General features: G+C 69.9%; 22 protein-coding genes. 13 read left to right on the forward strand and 9 right to left on the reverse strand.

Annotated features, from left to right (window positions below; all coding sequences use genetic code 11):
- Positions 1-230: 230 nt before the first annotated feature.
- Genes FB561_RS27345 through FB561_RS27365 form a run of 6 tightly spaced genes read left to right on the forward strand, consistent with a single transcriptional unit; the run spans position 231 to position 5,733 of the window.
- The gene (locus tag FB561_RS27345) at positions 231-1,916 is read left to right on the forward strand and encodes a nitrite/sulfite reductase (protein WP_145811529.1); all 1,686 of its coding nucleotides are present in this window, start codon (positions 231-233) and stop codon (positions 1,914-1,916) included.
- Positions 1,913-2,062: a hypothetical protein gene (locus FB561_RS38000; protein ID WP_170284773.1), complete on the forward strand. Its 150-nt coding sequence runs from the start codon at positions 1,913-1,915 to the stop codon at positions 2,060-2,062. Before FB561_RS27345 ends, FB561_RS38000 begins: the two co-directional genes overlap by 4 nt.
- Positions 2,059-2,745, forward strand: a complete 687-nt coding sequence (locus tag FB561_RS27350) for a phosphoadenylyl-sulfate reductase (protein ID WP_145811531.1) — start codon at positions 2,059-2,061, stop codon at positions 2,743-2,745. The genes FB561_RS38000 and FB561_RS27350 overlap by 4 nt, the downstream gene beginning before the upstream one ends.
- The gene (gene cysD / locus FB561_RS27355; RefSeq protein WP_145811533.1) at positions 2,727-3,668 is read left to right on the forward strand and encodes a sulfate adenylyltransferase subunit CysD; all 942 of its coding nucleotides are present in this window, start codon (positions 2,727-2,729) and stop codon (positions 3,666-3,668) included. Before FB561_RS27350 ends, cysD begins: the two co-directional genes overlap by 19 nt.
- Positions 3,668-4,954, forward strand: coding sequence for a sulfate adenylyltransferase subunit 1 (locus FB561_RS27360; protein WP_145811535.1), 1,287 nt, complete (start codon positions 3,668-3,670; stop codon positions 4,952-4,954). The genes cysD and FB561_RS27360 overlap by 1 nt, the downstream gene beginning before the upstream one ends.
- Positions 4,951-5,733 (forward strand): sirohydrochlorin chelatase, encoded by a 783-nt coding sequence (locus FB561_RS27365; protein ID WP_145811537.1) that lies wholly within the window; start codon positions 4,951-4,953, stop codon positions 5,731-5,733. Before FB561_RS27360 ends, FB561_RS27365 begins: the two co-directional genes overlap by 4 nt.
- Before the next feature lie 60 nt (positions 5,734-5,793).
- On the opposite strand, the gene FB561_RS38820 is transcribed toward FB561_RS27365, so the two are convergent.
- Positions 5,794-6,285: an FAD-dependent oxidoreductase gene (locus tag FB561_RS38820; protein WP_238335091.1), complete on the reverse strand. Its 492-nt coding sequence runs from the start codon at positions 6,283-6,285 to the stop codon at positions 5,794-5,796.
- On the opposite strand from FB561_RS38820, the gene FB561_RS27375 reads away from it, so the two are divergent.
- The gene (locus FB561_RS27375; protein WP_238335092.1) at positions 6,175-6,558 is read left to right on the forward strand and encodes a UTRA domain-containing protein; all 384 of its coding nucleotides are present in this window, start codon (positions 6,175-6,177) and stop codon (positions 6,556-6,558) included. The genes FB561_RS38820 and FB561_RS27375 overlap by 111 nt on opposite strands.
- Positions 6,559-6,693: 135 nt before the next feature.
- Positions 6,694-8,292, forward strand: a complete 1,599-nt coding sequence (locus FB561_RS27380) for a hypothetical protein (RefSeq protein ID WP_145811544.1) — start codon at positions 6,694-6,696, stop codon at positions 8,290-8,292.
- Positions 8,293-8,451: 159 nt separating this feature from the next.
- Here FB561_RS27380 and FB561_RS27385 read toward each other — a convergent pair whose 3' ends face one another.
- Positions 8,452-8,622: a hypothetical protein gene (locus tag FB561_RS27385; RefSeq protein ID WP_202880750.1), complete on the reverse strand. Its 171-nt coding sequence runs from the start codon at positions 8,620-8,622 to the stop codon at positions 8,452-8,454.
- A gap of 178 nt (positions 8,623-8,800) precedes the next feature.
- Between FB561_RS27385 and FB561_RS38005 the strand changes: the two genes are divergently transcribed.
- Positions 8,801-9,196: a hypothetical protein gene (locus FB561_RS38005; RefSeq protein WP_170284774.1), complete on the forward strand. Its 396-nt coding sequence runs from the start codon at positions 8,801-8,803 to the stop codon at positions 9,194-9,196.
- Positions 9,193-9,792, forward strand: a complete 600-nt coding sequence (locus FB561_RS27395; protein ID WP_238335206.1) for a TRM11 family SAM-dependent methyltransferase — start codon at positions 9,193-9,195, stop codon at positions 9,790-9,792. The genes FB561_RS38005 and FB561_RS27395 overlap by 4 nt, the downstream gene beginning before the upstream one ends.
- A gap of 4 nt (positions 9,793-9,796) precedes the next feature.
- Here the strand turns inward: FB561_RS27395 and FB561_RS27400 are convergent, their stop codons facing one another.
- The 4 genes from FB561_RS27400 to FB561_RS27415 form a co-directional block, all read right to left on the reverse strand.
- Positions 9,797-10,807, reverse strand: coding sequence for a phosphotransferase enzyme family protein (locus tag FB561_RS27400; protein ID WP_170284776.1), 1,011 nt, complete (start codon positions 10,805-10,807; stop codon positions 9,797-9,799).
- A complete protein-coding gene (locus FB561_RS27405) occupies positions 10,800-11,525 on the reverse strand; it encodes a class I SAM-dependent methyltransferase (protein ID WP_145811552.1) in 726 nt (241 codons plus the stop codon). Before FB561_RS27405 ends, FB561_RS27400 begins: the two co-directional genes overlap by 8 nt.
- Before the next feature lie 87 nt (positions 11,526-11,612).
- Positions 11,613-12,164, reverse strand: a complete 552-nt coding sequence (locus FB561_RS27410; RefSeq protein ID WP_145811554.1) for a kinase — start codon at positions 12,162-12,164, stop codon at positions 11,613-11,615.
- A gap of 35 nt (positions 12,165-12,199) precedes the next feature.
- A complete protein-coding gene (locus FB561_RS27415; RefSeq protein ID WP_145811556.1) occupies positions 12,200-13,114 on the reverse strand; it encodes a DMT family transporter in 915 nt (304 codons plus the stop codon).
- On the opposite strand from FB561_RS27415, the gene FB561_RS27420 reads away from it, so the two are divergent.
- Both FB561_RS27420 and FB561_RS27425 read left to right on the forward strand, forming a co-directional pair.
- Positions 13,113-14,564 (forward strand): aminotransferase-like domain-containing protein, encoded by a 1,452-nt coding sequence (locus FB561_RS27420; protein ID WP_145811558.1) that lies wholly within the window; start codon positions 13,113-13,115, stop codon positions 14,562-14,564. The two genes, FB561_RS27415 and FB561_RS27420, sit on opposite strands and share 2 nt — an antisense overlap.
- Positions 14,565-14,573: 9 nt before the next feature.
- Positions 14,574-15,389, forward strand: coding sequence for a DNA glycosylase AlkZ-like family protein (locus tag FB561_RS27425; protein ID WP_145811561.1), 816 nt, complete (start codon positions 14,574-14,576; stop codon positions 15,387-15,389).
- On the opposite strand, the gene FB561_RS27430 is transcribed toward FB561_RS27425, so the two are convergent.
- Genes FB561_RS27430 through FB561_RS38010 form a run of 3 tightly spaced genes read right to left on the reverse strand, consistent with a single transcriptional unit; the run spans position 15,382 to position 17,213 of the window.
- Positions 15,382-16,734, reverse strand: coding sequence for an MBL fold metallo-hydrolase (locus tag FB561_RS27430; protein ID WP_202880751.1), 1,353 nt, complete (start codon positions 16,732-16,734; stop codon positions 15,382-15,384). The two genes, FB561_RS27425 and FB561_RS27430, sit on opposite strands and share 8 nt — an antisense overlap.
- Positions 16,735-16,751: 17 nt before the next feature.
- Positions 16,752-17,021 (reverse strand): metal-sensitive transcriptional regulator, encoded by a 270-nt coding sequence (locus tag FB561_RS27435; protein ID WP_145811563.1) that lies wholly within the window; start codon positions 17,019-17,021, stop codon positions 16,752-16,754.
- A 30-nt stretch (positions 17,022-17,051) separates the two neighbouring features.
- Positions 17,052-17,213: a hypothetical protein gene (locus FB561_RS38010; RefSeq protein WP_170284777.1), complete on the reverse strand. Its 162-nt coding sequence runs from the start codon at positions 17,211-17,213 to the stop codon at positions 17,052-17,054.
- A 93-nt stretch (positions 17,214-17,306) separates the two neighbouring features.
- Between FB561_RS38010 and FB561_RS27440 the strand changes: the two genes are divergently transcribed.
- Positions 17,307-18,254 (forward strand): phosphotransferase, encoded by a 948-nt coding sequence (locus FB561_RS27440; RefSeq protein ID WP_238335093.1) that lies wholly within the window; start codon positions 17,307-17,309, stop codon positions 18,252-18,254.
- Positions 18,255-18,408 lie beyond the last annotated feature (154 nt).

Consider the following 18,408-nt stretch of genomic DNA (forward strand, 5'->3'; position numbering starts at 1 on the left):
CTGCCCTGACCACCCACCTCGTAGGTCGCATCCACGTCGACCTCGGGCGGATGCGCAGCGCCATCTGTTGTCCTTCGACGTTCTGACAGCCACCCCGCCGGGCCCGCTGACGGCCCCCTGATCACCTGATCACCGCTGGGTGCGCACCGCGCAGAACGGGTCGAACCGACGACGTTTCGGACCCTCCCCCGCGGACGCACCTGTCTCCAGTAGACAAGGACACGTTCGAGATGACTGGCGTCACCTCTGCTCCCCGCAAGCCTGCCCGCCCGCGTAAAGGCAAGGGCGAGGGCCAGTGGGCGCTCGGCTACCGCGAGCCGTTGAACAAGAACGAAGAGAACAAGAAGAACGACGACGGCCTGAACGTCCGGGCCCGGATCGAGAACGTGTACGCGCACGGCGGCTTCGACTCGATCGACCCGGCCGACCTGCGCGGCCGGTTCCGCTGGTGGGGTCTGTACACCCAGCGCAAGCCCGGCATCGACGGCGGCAAGACCGCGACGCTGGAGCCGGAGGAGCTGGACGACAAGTACTTCATGCTCCGGGTCCGGATCGAGGGCGGCCAGCTCAGCACCGAGCAGCTGCGGGTGATCGCGGAGGTGTCCAGCACGTACGCGCGCGACACCGCCGACATCACCGACCGGCAGAACATCCAGCTGCACTGGATCCGGGTCGAGGACGTGCCGGCGATCTGGCAGAAGCTCGAGGCGGTCGGTCTCTACACCACCGAGGCGTGCGGTGACGTCCCGCGCGTCGTGATCGCCAGCCCGGTCGCCGGGATCGCGGCCGACGAGATCATCGACCCGTCGCCGGCGATCGACGAGATCGTCGAGAAGTACATCGGCTCGACCGAGTTCTCCAACCTGCCGCGCAAGTTCAAGACCGCGATCACCGGCCACCCGTCGCACGACGTGGTGCCGGAGGTGAACGACATCGCGTTCGTCGGCGTGGAGCACCCCGAGCACGGCCCCGGGTTCGACCTGTGGGTCGGCGGCGGCCTGTCCACCAACCCGATGCTCGCCCAGCGGCTCGGGACCTGGATCCCGCTCGACGAGGTGCACGAGGCCTGGTGGGGCGTGACCAGCATCTTCCGCGACTACGGCTACCGCCGGCTGCGGAACCGGGCCCGGCTGAAGTTCCTGGTCGCCGACTGGGGCGTGGAGAAGTTCCGTGAGGTTCTCGAATCCAAGTACCTGAAGCGCAAGCTGATCGACGGACCGGCGCCGGAGATCCCGGCGGTCCAGGGCGACCACGTCGGCGTCTACCGGCAGAAGGACGGCCGGTTCTACGTGGGCGTCGCGCCCGTCGTCGGCCGGGTGTCCGGCAGCTCGCTGGCCAAGGTGGCCGACGTGGTCGCGGCGCACGGGTCGGACCGGATCCGGACCACCGCGCAGCAGAAGCTGATCGTGCTCGACGTCGAGGAGTCGAAGGTCGAGTCGCTGGTCCAGCAGCTCGGCGAGCTCGGGTACCAGGCGCGGCCGTCGGCGTGGCGGCGGAACACGATGGCCTGCACCGGGATCGAGTTCTGCAAGCTGGCGATCGTCGAGACCAAGGCCCGCGCGGCCGAGCTGATCGACGAGCTGGAGCAGCGGATCCCCGAGCTGGACGTGCCGATCACGGTGAACGTGAACGGCTGCCCGAACTCCTGCGCCCGGATCCAGGTCGCCGACATCGGCCTGAAGGGCCAGCTGGTCCGCGATGCCGACGGCAACCAGGTCCCCGGGTACCAGGTCCACCTCGGCGGCGGGCTCGGCCTGGACGCCGGGTTCGGCCGCAAGCTGCGCGGTCACAAGGTCACCTCGGCCGAGCTGGCCGACTACGTCGAGCGAGTCACCCAGAACTACCTGAAGGAACGGTCCGAGGGCGAGCGGTTCGCTCAGTGGGTCGTCCGTGCGGATGAGGAGGCACTGCAATGAGTGAACGCGCTGCACCGCTGTACTGCCCCTACTGCGGAGACGAGGATCTCCGTCCTTCCGAGGAAGGGCACGGCACCTGGGAGTGCCGGCCGTGCGCACGGGTGTTCCAGCTGAAGATGATCGGACTGCGGGTGACGGTGGAATGAGCACAGACTTGAAGACGCTCGCCGAGGAGGCGAACGAACGACTGGCCGACGCCTCGGCGCAGGAGTTGCTGGCGTGGGCGCGGGAGACCTTCGGGGACGACCTGGTGGTGACCGCTTCGATGGCGGACGGTGCGCTCCCCCACCTGGCGGCCGAGGCGGCTCCCGGAGTGGACGTGCTGTTCCTCGACACCGGTTACCACTTCGCCGAGACGATCGGGACCCGGGACGCGGTCGCCGCGACGCTGCCGATCAACCTGATCAACGCGACCCCGAAGCAGACCGTCGCCGAGCAGGACGCCGAGTACGGCAAGGACCTGTTCGCGACCAACCCCGACCAGTGCTGCGCGCTCCGCAAGGTCGAGCCGCTGAACCGGGTGCTGTCCGGCTACAAGGCCTGGGTGACCGGGGTACGCCGGGAGGAGGCGCCGACGCGGGCCAACACCCAGGTGATCGAGTACGACGCCAAGCGCGACATGGTGAAGCTGAACCCGATCGCGCCGTGGACCCAGGAGGACCTGGACGGGTACATCGCCGACAACGGCGTCCTGGTCAACCTGCTGCAGTACGACGGCTACCCGTCGATCGGCTGCCAGCCGTGCACCCGGCAGGTCGCGCCCGGCGAGGACCCGCGCAGTGGCCGCTGGTCCGGCCAGGGCAAGGTCGAATGCGGGTTGCACACGTGACCGCCACGATCGGGACGGAGCCGGCCATCACGACCGTCAGCAACCTGGACGCGCTGGAGAGCGAGTCCATCTTCGTCTTCCGCGAGGTGGCGGCCGAGTTCGAGCGGCCGGTGATCCTGTTCTCCGGTGGCAAGGACTCGATCGTGATGCTGCACCTGGCCCGGAAGGCGTTCGCGCCGGCGGGTGTGCCGTTCACGTTGCTGCACGTCGACACCGGGCACAACTTCCCCGAGGTACTGGCCTACCGCGACGAGACCGTGGCCGCGCTCGGGCTGCGGCTCGAGGTGGCGTCGGTGGAGGACTACCTCGCCGACGGCCGGTTGCGGGAGCGCTCCGACGGCACCCGGAACCCGCTGCAGACGGTGCCGTTGCTGGACGCGATCAACGGGCACAAGTTCGACGCGGTGTTCGGCGGCGGTCGCCGGGACGAGGAGCGGGCCCGGGCCAAGGAACGGATCTTCAGCCTGCGCGACGAGTTCGGCCAGTGGGACCCGCGGAACCAGCGGCCGGAGCTGTGGTCGCTGTACAACGGCAAGCACCGGCCGGGCGAGCACGTCCGGGTCTTCCCGCTGTCGAACTGGACCGAGCTCGACGTGTGGAACTACATCTCCCGCGAGGAGATCCCGCTGCCGAGCATCTACTACGCGCACGAGCGGGACGTGTTCGAGCGCGACGGCATGTTGCTTGCCGTCGGCCCGTACTCCCAGCCACGGGACGGCGAGGAGGTCGGCCGGCGGGTGGTCCGGTACCGGACCGTGGGCGACATGTCCTGCACCGGCGCGGTCGCGTCGACCGCGGCGTCCCCGGCGGAGGTCGTGGTCGAGGTGGCGGCGAGCGAGCTGACCGAACGGGGCGCGACCCGGGCCGACGACCGGGTCAGCGAGGCCGCGATGGAAGACCGCAAGCGGGAGGGCTACTTCTGATGAGCACACTGCTGCGACTCGCCACCGCGGGTTCGGTGGACGACGGCAAGTCGACCCTGGTCGGTCGGCTGCTGCACGACTGCAAGGCGATCCTCGCCGACCAGATCGCGCACGTGAAGACGGTCTCCGAGGCCCGCGGCGGCGACTTCGACTTCGCGCTGCTGACCGACGGCCTGCGGGCCGAGCGGGAGCAGGGCATCACGATCGACGTCGCCTACCGGTACTTCGCCACCGACAAGCGGTCGTTCATCCTGGCCGACTGCCCGGGCCACGTGCAGTACACCCGGAACACGGTCACCGGCGCGTCCACCGCGGACGTGGTGATCATCCTGGTCGACGCCCGGCACGGGGTCCTCGAGCAGACCCGGCGGCATCTCGCCGTGGCCGGCCTGCTCCGGGTCCCGCACGTCGTGCTGGCGGTGAACAAGATCGACCTGGTCGGCTACGACGAGGCGGTCTTCAAGGGCATCGCCAAGGACGTCGCGCAGCTCGCCGACCAGCTCGGCATCGCCGATGTCCAGGCCGTCCCGGTCTCGGCGCTGGTCGGGGACAACGTGGTGGAGCGCTCCGCGGCGACCTCCTGGTACGACGGCCCGACCCTGCTGGAGTACCTGGAGAACGCCTCCGGGCGGACGGACGTGTCCGGGCAGCCGCTGCGCTTCCCGGTCCAGTACGTGATCCGGCCGCAGACCGACGACGAGTACCGCGACTACCGCGGCTACACCGGCACCGTTGCCTCCGGCACCGTTTCGGTGGGCGACCAGGTGGTCGTGCTGCCGGCCGGCCGGCGGACCTCGATCGCCGGGATCGACCGGCCCGTGGTCGGCGCGACCGCGACCGCCGTCGCCGAGCGCCCGTCCGCGGTCGCCGGTGAGGCCGTCACGGTCCGGCTGGCCGACGACATCGACGTCGCCCGCGGCTCGGTGATCGTCGCTGCCGACGCCTCCCCCGGCACCCGCCGGGAACTGTCCGCCACCGTGTGCTGGCTGTCCGACCGCCCACTGACCGTGGGCGCCCGGCTGCTGATCAAGCACACCACCACCACGGCCCAGGCCATCGTCACCCGGATCGACGGGGCGCTGGACCTGGACACGCTCGGAGTCATCGACGCCGCCGGGCTCGACCTGAACGACATCGGCAAGGTGCAACTCAAGATCGCCGCACCGCTGGCCGCCGATCCGTACGCCCGCAACACCATCACCGGATCGTTCCTGCTGATCGACGCCCACGACGGGTGGACGCTCGCGGCCGGCATGATCGACGAAGCAGAAGGGGAACCGCTGTGACCGCTCCAGCACTCGTGATCCTCGCCCACGGCAGCCGCGACCCGCGCTCGGCCGCCACCGTCCACTCGCTCGTGAAGTGCCTGCGCGAGCTGCGCGACGACCTGCGGATCGAAGCCTCCTTCCTCGACCACTGCCCGCCGGCGCCGTACCAGGTGATCGACAAGCTCGCCGCCGAAGGTGTCGAGGAGATCGTGATCCAGCCGCTGCTGCTGTCCGGCGCGTTCCACGCCAAGGTCGACGTCCCGGCGGTCGTGGACGAGTCGCGGGCCCGCTTCCCCGACCTGCGGATCATCTCGGCCGACGTGCTCGGCTACGACGACTCCTTGCTCGACGTGCTCGACCGGCGGATGCGGGCCGAGCTGAAGGACGGCCGGGTCCGGGAGCTGGACGCGCTGGTGCTGGCTTGCGCCGGTTCGAGCGACCCGCAGGCGAACGCGGCCGTCTCCCGGCTCGCGCGGCTGTGGGGCCAGCGGCACAAACTCCCGGTGACGGCCGCCTTCACGACCGCGGCGTCGCCGAGCCCGGCCGAAGCCGTCCTGCAGTGGCGACTGGAAGGACGCCGTCACGTTGCCGTGGGCGCCTTCTTCCTGGCGCCGGGCATCCTGCCCGACCGGGCCGAGTCGACGGCTCGCAAGGCCGGCGCTGTCGCGGTCTCCCGTCCACTGGGCGTGAGCCTCGAGGTCGCCCGCCTCGTCCTGCTGCGCTACGGCGTGGCCGGCCTGGACCTGCTGACGCTTGCTGCCCCGGCCCCGCGCCCGCAGCTGGTACGCACCGCCTGATCCCTACCAGTCGCGAGAACGGCACAGAGATCATCGTGATCTCTGTGCCGTTCTTCTTTGTCAGAAGCGGTCAGGGTCGAGGAAGCCGGTCTCGCAGTACGGGGTCTCGCCGACGGTCAGCTGGGCGAGGAGTTCGCCGAGACCGCCGCAGTGCTTGAACCCGTGTCCGCTGTCGCCACCCGCGACCACGAGTCGCGGGTGACCGCCCGGCCGTCCGACCAGGAACTGTCCGTCGGGCGAGTCGGTCACCATGCACGGCAGGACCTTGTCCGGCCGCGGGTCGATTCCCGGGAACGCCCGCTCGACCGCCGAGGCCAGCAGCTCGATGTCCTCCCGGAGATGGATGTACCGGTCGAGCTCGTCCGGGTCGACCTGCACCTGGCCGACCTCGGTGGTGTGGTGGTCGATGCCGATCTTGATCCCGAACCCGTCACCGGACCCGTGACCCCACAACCCGTCGCCGTTCGGGAGCTCCCAGATGAACGACGGGAACCGCTCAAGCCGATACTCCGTGGACGCCTGATCCCGCGGCTGGAACCAGTACAACGGCACCCGCCTCGGCGCCAGCGGCAACCCGGGCACCAGCTTGCCCAGCCACGCCCCGGCCTGGAGGAGCTGGACTTCGCGGAGCAGTCCCTCTACGACGAGCTCACAGTCCGCTGGGGCGTCACCCTCGGCCTGGTCTCCGCGTCCATCATCGCGGCGCCCCCGGACACTCCCGAAGACGCGGCTCTGCTGGCCATCGACCCGACCACGCCCTGCCTCGTCATCACGTCGGCTCCTCGGACCGCCTCCAACGAGGTGTTGCTGCATGCGATGTCGTGAGGGCTTTGTGGTTCTCTCCGATACTCATGCCAGGGAACGTACATCATCCCCGTGTTGCCAGATCCCTTATCCACAAGGGAATCTGTGGATAGTCGATTTGCTTTCCTGCCGGTTGGTTGATCTATAGTCGATCATATGTTCGATAGCGATGTAGCGGAGCTCGACGCGACCGGGGTGCTGACCTCGGCTGCGGCGCATCGCGCTGAGATCGATCGGCTCGAGGCCCGGCTGTTGGTGCACGCGCAGGTGTTCGCCGATCTGCACAGTGCCGATGGATTGCCTACTGCGGGTGGGGAGGGACGGCCCGGGTGGGAGCGCGGCGTGGTCTACGGCGGCGCGGGATGTCCCGCGATCGCCGAGTTCGCTCCGGCGGAGTTCGGGGCGATGATCGGCACGTCGGCCGGTAGCGCTGCGGCCTACATCGGGCAGGCGTTGGCGTTACGGCACCGGCTCCCGCGGATCTGGGCGACAGTGTTGAACGGTGAGGCGACACCGTGGAAGGCGTGCAAGGTCGCCACCGCCTGCCTGGACCTGTCCGAAGAAGCCGCCGCGATCGTCGACGAACAAGTCGCCGGTCTCGTCGACACCGTCACCCCGATCCGCCTGGGCAAGATCGTCACCGCCGCCCGCTACCGCGCCGACCAAGACGCCGCCCGCACCGCCGCCGAACAGAAAGCCCGCGAGCGAGGCGTGTACGTCGGCCGCGCCGACGACCACGGCACAAAATCGGTATGGATCCTGGCCGCCACCGGCGACGTCCTGCGCTTCGACGCCACCATCGACGCCCTCGCCGAGGCATTGAAGACCCTCGGCGACCCGGATCCACTGCGGCTGCGGCGCGCCCGTGCGCTCGGCATCCTCGCCGACCCGGCCCACGCCCAAGCCATCCTCACCGCCGGCCGCACCGGCATCGTCGCCCAAGCGGCGGCCACCGCTTCCGTGACGGTCTCCGCCGACAGCGTGACGGCCGCTCAGCCAGGATCCAGAGAGCAGGAGAACGCGCCGCGGCCTGAGCCTCCTCACCTCGAACCGGTCCCACCTGAGACTCCACCGCAGCAGGCGGCATCAGGCCCCACCGTCGGGACACCGGCTGCGGCCACCCCGGTCGATGCGGACGTGGAGCCGTGGGACACCCATGCCGCCACCGAGCAGACACCGGTCGACGACGGCCTGCCCACACGCCAGATGGTCAACGCCGACCTGGCAAACCTCGACGGCATCACCGGCTCCCGCACCAGCCGCACCACCATCTACGTCCACCTCACCGACCACACCCTCGCCACCGGCCACGGCGTCGCCCGGGTCGAAGGTGCAGGCCCGCTCCTCGCCTCCCAGTTGACCGAGTTGATCGGCCACCGCCCGTACTCGGTCCGGCCGGTGATCGACCTCAACGACACCATCAGCGTCGACGCCTACGAAATCCCCCGCCGGCTACGTGAACAACTCAAACTCATCCACCCCGTCGAGCAGTTCCCCTACGGGACCGCGGAGACCACGCTCGCCACCGACCTCGACCACATCCAGCCCTACGACCCGCACGGGCCACCGGGGCAGACCAGCACCACGAAACTCGTCCCGCTGCGGCGCTTCAGCCACCGGGTCAAGACCCACGGCCGATGGAAGGTCAGCCGCGTGACCGACGGTGCCCTGGAATGGACCAGCCCCCACGGCTTCACCTTCGACGTCGACCACACCGGCACCCACCGGACCGACTCGCATCAGCAACGGATGTGAGCGGCCGCGCAGCCTGGCGTCGGACTCGATCGCGGTCACCAGCGTGTGCGCGTACACATCGGCCCCACGCTCCTGCGCCGCCGCGACCTGGTCCTCGGCGAGTACGCCGTACTGCGGCTGCCGTTCCCGCAACCCGTCCCGATCCAGTTCGATCACCGGTCAAGCGATCGGGAACAACCGCGTCGCCCCGTGCGAAGGACCGAGCTGATGCCCGATCCCCTGCCGCTCGATCCCCGCCACATCGACCGCACGCTCCGCAAGTCGCGACAAAGCACCCGACCCGAAAGCCCCGAGCCCCACCACCACGACGTCCTTGCCGATCGTCTCCACCCCGCCGCACGATACGCGTCGACCCAATAACCAGGTGAGCGCTCGAGGTCTCGCCCCTAGACTCTCGTCCCAGTGAACCGTTCCTGAACGACATGCGTGACCACGGCCGCCGCGCCGTGGCACTGCCGCATGTCGCGCCTCGATCTCAATCCATCGAAGCGACCTCAGGAGCCACGGAATGTATCCGCTGTCCCTTTCCCGTTCTGTTGACGACCACCTGATCCTGCGCACCGCCGGCGGCGCGGTCGACCTGCTGGCCGAAGAGTTCGAAACCCACGATCTCCGTACCCGCCACCTGGCGGCGCTCGGCCTGCGTCTGTGCGGCGACGAACTCGCCGCCGTCCACGCCTGCCGGCTGTACTGGTCCGCCGCGATCCCGCTCGCCGGGACGCCGGATCACGAGCACTTCCTCACCCCGCTGCGCCACTCGGAGGACCACGGCGTCCTGGCCGCGTTGACCGGCAAACCGATCACGTTCCGCGTCGGGACCGCCGTACCGTCGCTCCGTCAGCTTCTGGTGGCAGGGATCGAGCGCGACCTGGGGTGGCGGAACGATCCTCGCGCTTGTCCGTGAACCTGACGTCGACCGCCGACGGCTGGCAGGCCGAGATCGGCGCGTTGCACTGGACCCGGCGTTTCGGCCGGCTCGAACGACTCCCCTGGTCCACGAATCCCGTCGTCGCGGAGGTGCTCGTCCGGCTCGCCAAGCTCCGCCCGGGTGACCACGTACTCGACCCGTTCTGCGGAGCGGGCACCGTCCTCGCAGCGGTGCGGACGCGAGGTACGAGACGCTACGGCTCCGACCACGACCCCCGGGCGATCGACCTGGCACGCCGGAACCTCGGTGAAGTCCAGCTCCGCCTCGGCTCGGCGCGACAGCTGGCTCACGCCGATCGAACCGTCCATCGCGTGATCGCCAATCTCCCTTTCGGCAAGCGGGTCGGCAGGCACGCCGACAACCTCACCTTGTACCCGGCCGCGCTGCACGAGGTCGCACGCGTACTCACTCCCGACGGCCGGGCGGTCCTGCTGACCGAGGACAAGCGCCTGCTCCGCGATGCGGTTGCCCGGACCGGCGGGCTGAAGATCGTGCGCGAGCGCGTCCTGCGCTTCAACGGCGCCACCCCGACGGCGTTCGTGCTCACCCCGACGAAGCGCCGTCAGCGGTGAGGGTTCAGATCAGGGTGGTGGCGAGGTGGTCGAGCTGGGTCGTCTTGGCCGGGAGGGCTTGGAGGCAGTCGGTGACTTGTTGCTCGATGGTCCGGCGGTCTGGCATCCAGCGGGCGGGTGGGGTTTCGCCGAGGGAGACGCGGAGGCGTTCGGTCAGCGTTTGGAGGTCGTTTCTGAGGACGCTGAGGAAGAGGTTCTCGGCGGACCAGGTGAGGTCACCGCCTGCGCTGGTGTAGGCGGTGAGGATGCGGCTGATCGGTTCGGGGTCGCCGGCGCCGAAGAGGTAGGCGACGCGGCCGGCCTCGAGGGCAGCGCTGTCCACGCGGACGCTGTCCCAGTCGACCAGGATCGGGCCTTCGTCGGTCATCAGCAGGTTGTGGGTCTTGAAGTCGCCGTGCGTCCGGACCGGGTCGGGTGCCGTCGCGCAGAGTTCCTCGATCCGGGCCGTGATGGCGAGGATGAGCGGCAGACGATCGCGGGCCGGCGCTGCCCACGACCGGCCGAGACGGTTGCCGTCGGCAACCCATTGGCGCCAGGTGGACCCGGAGTGGATCGAACCACGCCACCACTCCGGCAGGCCGACTTCGCCCGTCGGCTCCAGGCGGTGGACCATCGCCATCGTCCGGCCGAGCCACTCGGCGATGTCCTCGCCGTCCCGCAGGGCGCGATGCTCGATCCACCGATTCACCCGGAAGTACCGGCCCTCGAGCTCGGCCACCCAACCCAGCGACGGCTCCACCGGCGCGACCGGACGCGGCATGTCCACGCCTGCCGCGAGCGCCAGTTCCTCGTACCGCATCGCGACCGTCAGCTGATCACGCAACTCCCCCGCCACGAACTGGCCGCCGGTACTCATCCAGTACCCCTTCACGAAGTACCGGCCGTCCACCCCGTCGAATCGCCAGGTGTCGGTGTCACCGCGCCGCACCAGCACCAACTCCCCAGCCGGCGTGCCGAGCTCGAACGCCCGCGCGATCACCTCCGCTGTCGGCACGTACAGCCCGTCCTCACTCACCCGCGGACCCCGCCTCGGTAACGCACCGGAGCACGAGGAAGACGGGATACCGAGCCATCGCCGCCCGAGGCGAGTCCGGCTCCACCTTCGGCCTCGGTTCGGCGACCTCGTCCAGGCGGAAGCCGTGCCGCTGCAAGGTGTTGAGGTAGGTGGCCAGCATCCGGTGGTTGGCGCCGACCTGCTGGCGCAGTGTGGAGAGAGTGCCGTCGGCCTGCCACCAGCGTTCGTCGTAGTAGTCGGTCTCGGTCGGCCAGGCTCCGGAGACGCCGTCGATCCCGGCGAAACACGGATGCAGGATGCAGAGGGCGAACACCCCACCCGGCCGCAGCAGCCGCTTGATGTTGACCAGAGCACCGTTCAGGTCGTCGATGTCGGACAGGCCGAAGCTGCACACCGCGACGTCGAAGATCTCACCTTCCAGCAGACCCGGCGCGGACACGTCGGCCTGGAGGTACTCGATGCCGAGCGGCTCGTGGCGTTCGGCTTCCGCGGCCTTCGCCAGCATCGCCGCCGAGAGGTCCACACCGACGACCGACGCGCCGCGCTTCGCGAGACCCCGGCTGACCCGGCCGTGGCCGCACGCGACCTCCAGGACCCGGCGGCCGTCGACCGCACCCGCGAGCTCCAGCAGGGAGACGGTGACCGGATCCCGGAGGTCGTCGGTCCAGCCTGAGGCGTACATGTCCGCCACCGTGTCGTACCGCGCGAGCTTCGTCATGGCCCGACCGTAGCCGCGCGCTTCCGCGAGATCACGGGGTCGGAGTCTGCGCTTGGCGTAACCCGCACGGGAACTATTCCGAGGCGGTCAATCGTCGATGCCGTGGGCGATCGCGCCGCCGGTGGTCCAGTCGAGGTCCTTGACGATGCGGTCGACGGACTGGTCCAGCGTGCTGGTCTCGTCGATCACCTGCTCCCCTGGTACGCCGAGGAGGTCGCACGGTTGGTACCAGCCGCGCATCCGCTCGACGGCGACCACGTCGGCGAGCGGCCTGGTCGCGTGCCGGCGGACCGTCTCCCCGAACGGGAGCTGGAAGTAGTACACCCCGGTCACGCCGGCGTGGTCCGCGATCAGCTCGCGCAGCATCGTGCCGTAGGTGGGGTTGTAGAAGATGCCTTCCAGGACGACGTGGTACCCGTGGGCGAGGGCGTATCGGGTGGTTCGGTCGATCAGGCCGATGTTCGGCGCGCTCGGCCGATCGTGCTCCCGGAGCAGGATGCGGCGCAGGTAGTCCTGTTCGACCCAGGCGACTCCTCTCCCGATGCGCTGCCGCAGTTCCTTGGCGGTCGTGCTCTTCCCGGATCCGGAGTTCCCCCGCAGAACCACGAGACGCGACGTCGGATCCCCAAGACTCGGCATCCCGCGACCCTAGACCACAGGAAGCAGTAAGAGGGTCAGGTTTTCGCTCGTTGGGTGATCGCGATGCAGAGCAGGACCACGGCGGCGGTGATCGGGGCGGCGACGGGCAGGTGTTCGTTCATCAGGAGGACGGACCAGACCAGGGTGAGGAGCGGCTGGGCGAGCTGGAGCTGGCTCGCCTTGGCGACACCGATGATGCCCATCCCGCGGTACCAGACGACGAAACCGCCCAACTGCGAGATCGCGGCGATGTACGCGAGGCCGCCCAGCGACGTCGGCGAGAGGTCGACCGGCTCGGTGCGGACGGCGACGAGCGTGATCGCGAGACTGACCGGCAGCGCGAGGACCACGGCCCAGGCGATCACCTGCCAGCCCGGCAACCGCCGAGCGAGGCGCCCACCCTCGGCGTACCCGAGTGCGCACACCAGCAGCGCCGCCAGCAGGTACAGATCGGCGAGCGTGACGGCTCCACGGTTCTGGCTCACCGCGAACACGACGACCGCAGCCGCACCGACCAAGGCCGCGGCCCAGAAGACGAACGGGAGGCGGCGTCTGGTCAGCAGAGCCGAGGCGGAAGCAGTCGCGAGGGGAAGCAACCCGATGACGACGGCCGAATGCGCGGTTGTCGAGGTCTGCAGAGCCAGCGTGGTGAGGAGCGGGAAGCCGATGACGCAGCCGCCCGCCACGATCAGCAGGCCCGCGAGATCCTCGCGACGCGGCAGCCGGACCCGGAGCCCGGCCAGCAGTGCGATCGCGAGCAGCCCGGCCAGCAGACCGCGAGCTCCGGTCGCCGTCCACGGACCCATTCCGCTGGTCGCCCACACGGTCGCCGGGAAGGTCAGCGAGAACGAGGCGACGCCCAGCAGCGCCGCGAGCGTCCCCGCGCGAAGGGGTGCGGCGGTGGATACCGCTTCTGCCGGTGACTCGATAGCGCTATTCTCACTCGTCATGAATGACGATAGCAGTCTGGCTGTCGTCGTCGGCCGGCTGCGGACCGTGGCAGCCTCCTGCGGGCCCGGCGGCCGACTGCCTTCCAGTCGCATCCTCGTCCAGCGATGGGGCATCAGCCCGGTCACGCTCTCGCGCGCGGTGACGGTGCTGATGGCCGAAGGCATGGTGATCTCGCGTCCGGGCGCCGGGGTCTTCGTCACCGATCGGACGCCTCGCCCACCCGTCGCCGCGGCCGACCTGTCCTGGCAGGAGGACGCCTTCGCAGGGAGCAACCGGCTGCGTCCCGGGACCAGAACGGACACCGCGGCGATGCTGCGGATGCTGTGGACACCACCCGACGGCGTCATCGATCTGTCCGTCGGCTACCTGCACGAGACCCTTCAACCGACCAAGGCGCTCGCCGACGCGATGGGACGAGCGGGACGGCGGCCTGGTACCTGGACGCGCTCCCCGGCCGAAGGCATCCCCGAACTGCGTGCGTGGTTCGCCGACGACATCGGCGGCCGCGACGGCCCGATCAGCGCCAACGACGTGCTGATCAGCTCGGGTGGTCAGACCGCGCTCGTCACGGCACTCCGGGCGCTGACCGAACCCGGCCAGTCGGTCCTCGTGGAGTCACCGACGTACCCGGGCACGCTCGCCGCTGCCGCCGCGGCCGGACTGCGCAGCGTCCCGGTCCCGCTCGATGCGGACGGCCTCCGGGTGGAGCTGCTCGCAGAGAGTTTCGCGAACTCCGGTGCGCGCGTCCTGGTCTGCCAACCGCTCTTCCACAACCCCACCGGCACGGTCCTCGCCCCGGATCGGCGAGCGCGGCTGATGGACGCCGTTCGCGCCGCGAGGGCCTTCGTGATCGAGGACGACTTCACCCGCCGACTCGTCCACGACGACGCACCCGACCTGCCACAGCCACTGGCTGCCGACGACCCGTACGGCCAGGTCGTCCACATCCGCTCGCTCACCAAACCGACCTCGCCCAGTCTCCGGGTCACGGCGATCACGGCCCGCGGCCCGGCGTACGAGCGGCTCCGCGACGCCCACGTCATCAACAGCTTCTTCGTCCCACGACCCCTGCAGGAGACCGCGCTGGAGCTGATGACCTCACCCGCGTACGCCACCCACCTGCGCCGCCTCTCCACGGCGCTGCGAGTCCGCCGGGAAACGACCGTGCAGGCGGTGGCGAATCGCTGCCCGCACCTCACCCTCCACGCCGCCCGCCCCGGCGGGTACCACCTGTGGGCGTCCCTTCCCGAGGACCTCACCGACGACCAGGTCGTGGCCGAGAGCCTCCACCAGGGCGTTGCGATCAGCGCGGGCAGCACCTACTACCCACCCGGCGGACCGACCCGCCACCTCCGCCTCAGCTACGTCTCCCCCGCCTCCACCGAAGAGATTGCCCAAGGCCTCGACCGCCTCGACCAGGCACTAAGGCTTGTCGGCGGCGCCTGTTAGACACGGGGAATGGCACAGAGACTCGCGGTGACCCACGGTCAGGCCGTCCGCTATCGGTTGGCTGTGAACCATCTCGCCCGCCGCCTCCCACCCGGGACGTACGCCGAGGCCGCGTACGCCGGGCTGCAGGACACCGCGCCCCGTGATGCGTTGATAGGTCTGCACGCTCGGGTCGCCGACTGCGAACCCTCTGCCTGGGAGCACGCCGACCCGAATCTCCGGGGTGCCTGCGCGAGCGGACGGATCGCGCTGCGCTGGACGACCAGCGCGCTGTACGTCCGCGAGGTCCCGCGCCCGGACATCGACTTCCTCGAGGCCCACAAGGAACTCTGCCGACGCCACGTCCACGCGTTCGGACCGACGACGCCCGAGGTCTTCGCGTGGTGGTCAGGGTTGGCACGCGACGACGCGGACGAGGTCTGGCGGCTACTCGCGGACGAGCTGCTCCTGGTCGAGCTCGAAGGACGACCGGCCTGGATCCTCGCGACCGACGAGCCGGCTCTCCGCGATTCCCCGGTAGCGGCCGGGCCGCGGTACCTGGTCGCGTCGGATCTGCGGTTGGTCGGCCAGGACCGGTACAGGTTGTTCGTCGGACCAGGGCAGAAGCGACGACACCACCTGTACGACACGTTCCATCCCCACGGGCTGCTCCTGGACGGCCGACTCGCCGGTACCTGGGGCCGCCGGGGCGGTCAGGTCGATCTGCGGGTGGACGGTTCGTTGTCCGACGAGGACCGCGCCGCTGTCGAGGCCGAGGCGCTCTCGGTACCGATCCCCGGGGCGACCATGTCGATCGCGATCACGGAGTACGCCGTGGTCAGGTGAGGCCGGACTCGGCGGCGTGGTCGAAGTCGTCGTTGATCAGGACGACTTGGTGGCCTTCGCGATCGAGGAGGGAGGCCGCGATCGACGCGCGGTACCCCGATCCGCAGTACACCCACAACTCGCCTTCGGGGATTTCGTCCAGCCGGTCAGCGAGTTCGTGCAGCGGGACGTGCTGGGAGCCGGTCACGTGGCTCTGGGCGTGCTCGTCGTTGCGGCGGGTGTCGAGCACGTGGATCGCGCGTTCCTTGCGGGCCGCGGCCAGGGCGGCGAAGTCGGCGACCGGGTACGAGCGGAGGGGCCGCCCGTCGGCGAGGACGGCGAGCTCGCCGGTCGCGGCACCGGCGAGGTCGTCGATGCCGATCCGGACGAGTTCACGTCGTGCTTCGGCGACCTGGTCCTCGCTCTCGCCGATCAGGGTGAGCGGGGTGCCGTACTGGTAGAGCCAGCCGAGGTACGTGACGAAGTTGGTGGAGAGCTCGAACGCCAGCGAACCGGCCAGGTGACCCGCGGCGAACGCGGTCCGGTCCCGGAGATCGACGACCCACTCCCCTTGGCGGATCCGGCGCCGCAGTTCGCCTGGATCGACGGGCCGCGGTGGCGAGAGGTCCACGGGCGCCGGACCGCGGGTGTTGATCACGCCCATGTGCGCGTAGTACGCGGGGTACGCCTCCAAGCCGGCGAGCAACGTGTCGACGTACTCCTGCTCGGCCAGCGTGAGCGCCGGGTTGCCGGTCTTCTGCTGCTCGACGGTCGAGGCGTGCCCACTCGTCGGAGTCGCCGAGCAGAAGCTCCCGAATCCGTGGGTCGGCAGGACCTCAGCGCTCCCGGGCAACTCCGCCGCGATCCGCCGCACCGAGTGGTACTGCGCGTGCGTCAGCGCATCCGTGTGCTCCGGCCCGAGCAGGTCCGTCCGCCCCGTCGAGCCGAACAGCATCGAGCCCCCGGTGAACACGGCCCGGACGTCACCGGTCGTCGCGTCCTGCAGGGTGTACGAGACGTGGTGATGGGTGTGGCCGGGCGTCTCCAGGACCCGCAACGACAGACCACCGGTCCGTAGCTCGTCGCCGTCGCGGACCGCCAGCCGCTCGAATCCGACCTCGTCCCCCGCGCCGACCACGTACGCCGCTCCGGTCACTCGCGACAGCTCCAGACCACCGGACACATAGTCGTTGTGCAGGTGGGTCTCGACCACGTGCGTGATCCGGACCCCGCGATCGGCGGCCAGGGCCAGGATCCGGTCGATGTCGCGCTGCGGATCGACCACGACCGCGACCTGCCCGTCCGAGGCCAGGTAGCTGCGGTCGCCCAGCGACGACGTCTCGATCACCTCGACGGCGATGTCCATCTCACACCCCCGGGCGGTCAGGCCAACGCGAGGAAGAGCTTCTCCAGCTCCGCCTCGGTCAGCGGCGGCTCCTCACCACGCTCACGCTGCGCGTGGCAGTGCCGCATCCCGGTCGAGATGATTTTGAACCCGGCCCGGTCGAGCGCACTCGAGACCGCGGCCAGTTGGGTGAGGACCCGTTCGCAGTCGTCGCCGTTCTCGATCATCGCGATCACCGCGCCCAACTGACCCTGCGCCCGCTTCAGCCGGGTCAGCGGGTCCTTCATCAGGTCACTGTCCATCTTCATCGCCACCACCTCCACACCGGTACGAGTCGATCACCGGCCGAACAGCCGGGCCAGCAGACCGCCGCCTTCACCCTTCGGATGGCCGGCACACCATTGCTCGGCCGGCACCGTCTGCTTGACCTGGGCGACGTGCTGGCCGCAGCCCGCCCAGGTGGTCTTCCCGCACTGGCGGCACTTCACTGCGCGGCACATCTGGCAACTCCTCGGTTCTCGGCGATCGGCCCCAATGTACCCCCGGGGGTATCCGCGCTCAAACCCCGGCCGGTGGCGCCGTAAACTCCGGGGATGCTGCCACCGGGACTCTCGATGCTGTGGGAATCGACCGACGCGCCGAGCGCCTTGCGGGACCGGTTCGGGTTCGGCGACTTCGACGAGGCGGCCCAGTGGCTGACCAAGATCCTGGCCGAGGTCTGGGCCGTCAACGCGGACGGCTGCGAGCGGATCGTCATCAGCGACCGCAACGCGATCGCCTGGGTGTCCACGGACCACGGCGACCTGATCGCCAAGTGGTCCTGCGCGCGGGAGCAGTTCGCCAAGTTCGACGCGACGGCCGACCTGATCCACGCCATGCACGAGCAGGGCCTACCGGTCGCGGATCCGCTGGCCTCCGTCGACGGTCGGCGGCGCGTCGTCCTCGGTCCGTTGTCGGTCACCCTGCAGCCCACGATCGTGGGTGAGCCGCTGGACATCACGGACGCGGCCGCCGTACGGACGGCGGGCGCCTGGCTGGCCAAGCTGCACGGCGCGCTCGCGCGGTACGAGGACGCCGTACTGGCCGATACGGTGCGGCGGCCGGAGCTGGATCTTCGGGCCAGGGTGACGCAGTGGCTGGACCACGATCCAAGGAAGGTGCCGGCGGCCTCGGATCGGTTGCGGGCGCTGGTCGAGACGTTGCCGCCGGTCGACGCCGGGGCGCAGCTCATCCACAGCGACTACCGGTCGTCGAACCTGCTCACCGCCGCCTCGGACCTGGTCGCGGTGCTGGACTTCGACGAACTCGCGTGGGACTACGGCATCGGCGACCTGGCGAACTCGTTCGTCCGGCTCGGCACCCTGTTCAGGAATTGGGCACCGACGCCGGCCCCGGTCCGTGAGACGTTCCTCGCCGGGTACGAGTCGGTCCGGCCGCTCACCGACCTCGAACGTGACTGGCTCGATACCCTCGCCCTCTGGCAGGGCCTGGCCGCGATCCCACCCGGCGACGACCCGACCGGCTGGGCCGCCGCCGTCTGAACCCGCGCCGCCTGAGCCTCGGCGCGAGCTGCGATGGTCCGGCGGTGATCGAGCCCGCGCGCCTTCCCGGCCTGGTGGATCGATAGAATGCGGTGATCCCGCCCGCCTCGGTCCACCCCGACGCGGGCGCCTCGGACCGACGTCGGCGCAACGA

Source organism: Kribbella amoyensis, assembly GCF_007828865.1.
In the GTDB taxonomy this organism is placed as follows: Bacteria; Actinomycetota; Actinomycetes; order Propionibacteriales; family Kribbellaceae; genus Kribbella; species Kribbella amoyensis.

Coding starts and splice junctions, on each gene's coding strand:
- FB561_RS27345 (WP_145811529.1), top strand. CDS start 231: ATGACTGGCGTCACCTCTGCTCCCCGCAAGCCTGCCCGCCCGCGTAAA.
- FB561_RS38000 (WP_170284773.1), top strand. CDS start 1,913: ATGAGTGAACGCGCTGCACCGCTGTACTGCCCCTACTGCGGAGACGAG.
- FB561_RS27350 (WP_145811531.1), top strand. CDS start 2,059: ATGAGCACAGACTTGAAGACGCTCGCCGAGGAGGCGAACGAACGACTG.
- cysD (WP_145811533.1), top strand. CDS start 2,727: ATGCGGGTTGCACACGTGACCGCCACGATCGGGACGGAGCCGGCCATC.
- FB561_RS27360 (WP_145811535.1), top strand. CDS start 3,668: ATGAGCACACTGCTGCGACTCGCCACCGCGGGTTCGGTGGACGACGGC.
- FB561_RS27380 (WP_145811544.1), top strand. CDS start 6,694: ATGTTCGATAGCGATGTAGCGGAGCTCGACGCGACCGGGGTGCTGACC.
- FB561_RS38005 (WP_170284774.1), top strand. CDS start 8,801: ATGTATCCGCTGTCCCTTTCCCGTTCTGTTGACGACCACCTGATCCTG.
- FB561_RS27405 (WP_145811552.1), bottom strand. CDS start 11,525: ATGACGAAGCTCGCGCGGTACGACACGGTGGCGGACATGTACGCCTCA.
- FB561_RS27410 (WP_145811554.1), bottom strand. CDS start 12,164: ATGCCGAGTCTTGGGGATCCGACGTCGCGTCTCGTGGTTCTGCGGGGG.
- FB561_RS27420 (WP_145811558.1), top strand. CDS start 13,113: ATGAATGACGATAGCAGTCTGGCTGTCGTCGTCGGCCGGCTGCGGACC.
- FB561_RS27415 (WP_145811556.1), bottom strand. CDS start 13,114: ATGACGAGTGAGAATAGCGCTATCGAGTCACCGGCAGAAGCGGTATCC.
- FB561_RS27425 (WP_145811561.1), top strand. CDS start 14,574: ATGGCACAGAGACTCGCGGTGACCCACGGTCAGGCCGTCCGCTATCGG.
- FB561_RS27430 (WP_202880751.1), bottom strand. CDS start 16,734: ATGGACATCGCCGTCGAGGTGATCGAGACGTCGTCGCTGGGCGACCGC.
- FB561_RS27435 (WP_145811563.1), bottom strand. CDS start 17,021: ATGAAGATGGACAGTGACCTGATGAAGGACCCGCTGACCCGGCTGAAG.
- FB561_RS38010 (WP_170284777.1), bottom strand. CDS start 17,213: ATGTGCCGCGCAGTGAAGTGCCGCCAGTGCGGGAAGACCACCTGGGCG.
- FB561_RS27440 (WP_238335093.1), top strand. CDS start 17,307: ATGCTGCCACCGGGACTCTCGATGCTGTGGGAATCGACCGACGCGCCG.